The sequence below is a fragment of the Nocardioides antri genome, assembly GCF_008373765.1.
Taxonomy (GTDB): Bacteria; Actinomycetota; Actinomycetes; order Propionibacteriales; family Nocardioidaceae; genus Nocardioides; species Nocardioides antri.
Map to the genome: position 1 here is coordinate 1 of NZ_VUJW01000040.1, position 309 is coordinate 309.

A 309-nucleotide genomic window follows, 5' to 3' on the forward strand; every position below is an offset into this window, starting at 1 on the left:
GGACCCAACGGCGCCGGAAAGCCGCCCCTGCTCAAGACCATGGCCGGGCGGGCCCGCCCCAACAACGGTGACGCGACCCTCGATCCCGCCGCGCCCGTCGGCATGCCCCAGCAGGAGCCGCCGCTGAGCGAGGGCAGGACGGTTCTGGAGAACGTTGAGGAGGCCGTCGGCGAGATCAAGACGAAGCTCGACCGCTACAACCAGATCTCCGAGGAGCTCGCCGACCCGGACGCCGACTACGACGCCCTGCTCGCCGAGATGGGGGACCTGCAGACCGATCTCGACCACGCCGGAGCCTGGGACCTCGAC

General features: G+C 70.6%; 1 protein-coding gene. It reads left to right on the top strand.

Annotated features, from left to right (window positions below):
- Window positions 1-309: ATP-binding cassette domain-containing protein (locus F0U47_RS20345; RefSeq protein WP_149752322.1), on the top strand; the 309-nt coding region annotated here is incomplete at both ends.